We start from the raw sequence: 3,573 nt of genomic DNA, 5'->3' as shown, positions 1-3,573 counted from the left end.
ACCGCACGCGCTGGCCGGAGCCCCCTACCGCGCGAGCGGTTTCGTTCTTCGGCCAACTACGGCCGTTCGGCATCGCTGATCTGGGGACATTCGAACGGCCGCTTCGCATAACATGCCGGCCGTCGCCATCCAGGCCGCTTGGCGACGCCTAAACACCGATTTACCTGATAGCCGTAAGAATCGGCGGCAACTTGGTAGTTCGAGAGACCCGGGCTACAGTCGCCGTTATGTACCGGCATCGACGGACGAGCGCGCAGAGTACCGGAAACAGCGAACGGCATAGACAAAAAAGCCCGCTACGGAGGCGGGCTTCGACGCAATCGAAGGTCCTAAGGCGCTGTTCGGCCAGTTTCGGCCGCTCGACGTCACAACCAGATCACAAAACCGCCCCGCAAGCCTATAGGAGTTGTCGTGAAGCACTCTGACGCGCCCTGGGGCGCACTGAAACGCGCTACCGACCAGGTGCAAGCGCTGAAAGCACAGACTGATCCGCAAAAGCAAGCCGAGAGCTGGCAGGACTTGCTCATTCAGTTGGAGCGAGTCTGGAATAAGAGTGAGGCCCACTTTTCCAAGAGTCCCAAATGGACAGGCTGGAAGAGCAATTACGAGCGTCTGCGAAAGGTCGATCCTCTCCTTAGCTATTTGCGACACGCCCGCAACGCCGACGAGCATACCGCAGAGGAAATCACAGAGCGGAAACCGGGCAGTTGGACATTGAATCCAGCGATCGGAAAATCCCTGCACATAAAGCACATGAATATAAATAAGGGGCAGATTGAACGACTTGAAACCGATGTACCGGTGAAATTTACGGTAATCGACGGAGCCGCCGCTCCCATCGATGTCACTGATCGGGGTGTCGCGTACGCGGTTCCTACCGAGCATCTAGGAAAGTCAATCCCGTCGCCAAACTTTGTGGCAATGGCCGAGTTGGCAGTCGATTTTTACACTGGCACACTAAAGGCAGCTGAAGAATTTTTCGTGGACTAGCAGCAGTCCCTCGTCTAAGTAGACCATCGCTTAACATCGCGCAACACACGTTGATGATGCAGCAGTACCTCCACCCCGCGAGATAAGACTTTTAACGATGAGCTACGCCATTGGCTACACTCACCGATTTGCTGCCTGCCACCTACCTTGAGCGGACAGTCAATTCGTCGGAAGCCCCGACATTGGAATAGCGGTGAACTATATGTGGTTTCCTGGGGAAGACCTGATAAAAACAATGTGGGTAAGCCTGACGGACAAGGGCGTTGGCTCCCTATTGACGCCGTGGCAACTTCGGCGGACAAGTAGAGCGCAGATCGAAAGCAAAAGGGAAGAGATCCTCCAGGTTGCTCAGGCGGAAAAGGATGCCCTTGATATCCGCGCGGGTAAGAAGAAGCTTGCGCAGGTTGGGGGCGAGCTACTTCTGGTCGACCATCAGGCGGAAGTAATAGGTGACCGCATCGAGCCTACTCTAAGTGGAGCGGAGATGGTTAATGCTGCGGTCGCCGCATCCGCAACCCGAGCGGTTCTTGATGAGGTTAATGTAGCCAAAGCGATCCTACATGCAGAGGACATACTGAAGACGGATGAGTCCCCGGCCCCTTCTGCCCAGATTGATGCTGACTGGCTGCGAGATTGGCGAGACGCAGCAGCGCGCGTCTCATCCGATGAGATGCAGTCTCTGTGGGGACGGATACTTGCCGAGGAAGTCAAGTCGCCGGGGAACTGCTCATTGAGAGCGCTGAATTTTGTTCGGTGCTTGAGCAAGGAAGAGGCTCAGAAAATCGAAAAGGTCGCACCATACGTTTTTGATCAAACAATGATTTTGAAGTATGGGTCGCTCGCCCAGACCAACCATCCTTTGCATGCTGTGGAATTTATGGAGATGCAGGAGATGGGGCTTGTGAGTAGCGTTGACTCGATGGGATTTACCGGCCAGTATCCATCTGTTTCGAAAGAACAATACCTAAGGGCGTTTTTCTGCAATGGGTGGGCATTAGTAGTGCGCGATGCGGACCCCACAAAGAATTTGCAGGTGGATTACTACCGTGTGACACCACTTGGTAAACAAATCTTCACGTTAAGCAACAGTCGCCCCAACGTTGAATACATGCGTGAACTGGGTCGCCACTGGGCATCTCTTGGATTTACTGTATCCGTAGCAGAGGCGGTTCCAATGGAAGGCCACGCTGGAGCATTCCGGTTCGTGAACGAACAGACAGTCTGAAAAAAGTCCCTGTCGGTTTCTCGGTGGAGGCTGAGGGCGCTACTTGGTTTACCGTTACACGTTTGCACGGAGTTTGTAGCGGCGTGCGACGCTGAATGGCCGCTTCGGAGCCATCCGACGACAAGCGGCCATCAAGTGACGTCTGCCTCTGCCAGCGACTGGACATTCGGGCGACCGCTTCGCTTGGACAACGGACCTTTGCGTGAGGATGCCGGGAATTCTTGAGCCTGATGGCGAATCCAGGAGACTGGAAAGACAGAATTGATGAGACTGCCGAGGATTGTCATACCGCGAGGCCGGGACAGGCCGACGGTACCTACCAACATCGACAGGTTGTTCCGATGTAGTAGCCGCGCCATCATTCGTATGATTATTGGGGGACTACCTCGCACTTGCGGAACAAGCGCCGTGGTCAACCGATAAACCTTTGCAGCAATTCCAAAGCGTGCCTTTTGAGCTTAAACCACCACTCGAGGAATCTAGCTATGAGCACACCTCAATTTGACAGCCTGAAAGACAAACTTGTTGATAAACTAAATGAAGGAAATGAAGCATTGCAACTGATGTACCGCAAATCCGGAGCAGGCGATGCCGAGAGCTTTGCATCAGCCTTGGCACATGAGTCAATTAAGCATGAACAGGCAAATATTAAGCGCCACGTCAAATCACTTCCATATAAGACGGAAATTCCCGTTGGGATGGCGAAAATTGAATTTTCGCTAGACGAGGTTGATGGAACATACACCTTGCAGACCGATACCAGCGTGCTCAATTTTGACATAGGCAAAGCGACGCTGACCTTCGATAAAAACCACGTGAGTCGCTCAGAAAACGCGAGCGATGCCGGCATTACCGTCAATTATAATTTCAGATTTGAATTCAATCCACTGAACGTATTTCTTAAGGGGAGTTTGGAGTACAGCATCCCCTTTCTTGGAAGCGACTCCCACAAATGGGACGATGAGGTTGCCCTGTTCTAGTGTCCTGTTCCGTTGTTAACTGAACTATGTTTGCGCAGGATGTTGGTATCAACGGAACTGGAGATACCAGCATGCCAATGGGACGACCGAAGGTGGAGTTGACGTTGAGCGATGCCGAACAATCGCAACTTGCTTCGATGGCGCGTTCGCGCTCGATTCCGGCTGCGCTGGTTACACGGGCACGCATTGTCCTGGCTGCGGCCGCTGGCGAACCAAATAGCGAAATTGCCAGGCGCTTGCAACTCACACGTGCCACGGTGGGTAAATGGCGTGCCCGGTTCCTTGAACAGCGCATCAACGGTCTGTACGACGAAGTCCGGCCAGGCAAGCCTCGCACGATCGATGACGAGCGGGTGGCCGAGTTGATCCACAAGACGT

Annotated in this window: 4 protein-coding genes; all 4 read left to right on the top strand. The window is 53.7% G+C overall.

What is annotated here, in order from left to right; all coding sequences use genetic code 11:
* Positions 1 to 411 precede the first annotated feature (411 nt).
* Positions 412 to 990, top strand: a complete 579-nt coding sequence (locus tag M0D64_RS44580; RefSeq protein WP_266262283.1) for a hypothetical protein — start codon at positions 412 to 414, stop codon at positions 988 to 990.
* Between the two features lie 202 nt (positions 991 to 1,192).
* Positions 1,193 to 2,215, top strand: coding sequence for a DUF2806 domain-containing protein (locus M0D64_RS44575; RefSeq protein WP_266262285.1), 1,023 nt, complete (start codon positions 1,193 to 1,195; stop codon positions 2,213 to 2,215).
* A gap of 485 nt (positions 2,216 to 2,700) precedes the next feature.
* A complete protein-coding gene (locus tag M0D64_RS44570) occupies positions 2,701 to 3,195 on the top strand; it encodes a hypothetical protein (protein WP_266262282.1) in 495 nt (164 codons plus the stop codon).
* A 71-nt stretch (positions 3,196 to 3,266) separates the two neighbouring features.
* The coding region (locus M0D64_RS44565) for a helix-turn-helix domain-containing protein (RefSeq protein WP_266262281.1) at positions 3,267 to 3,573 on the top strand (307 nt) is incomplete at its 3' end.

The organism is Paraburkholderia sp. WS6, from assembly GCF_030464835.1.
Taxonomy (GTDB): domain Bacteria; phylum Pseudomonadota; class Gammaproteobacteria; order Burkholderiales; family Burkholderiaceae; genus Paraburkholderia; species Paraburkholderia madseniana.
This window is presented reverse-complemented; position numbering and strand designations above follow the sequence as displayed.

Bases quoted from the DNA above. Each gene is read 5' to 3' on its own strand.
- M0D64_RS44575 (WP_266262285.1), top strand. From the start codon at position 1,193: ATGTGGTTTCCTGGGGAAGACCTGATAAAAACAATGTGGGTAAGCCTG.
- M0D64_RS44570 (WP_266262282.1), top strand. From the start codon at position 2,701: ATGAGCACACCTCAATTTGACAGCCTGAAAGACAAACTTGTTGATAAA.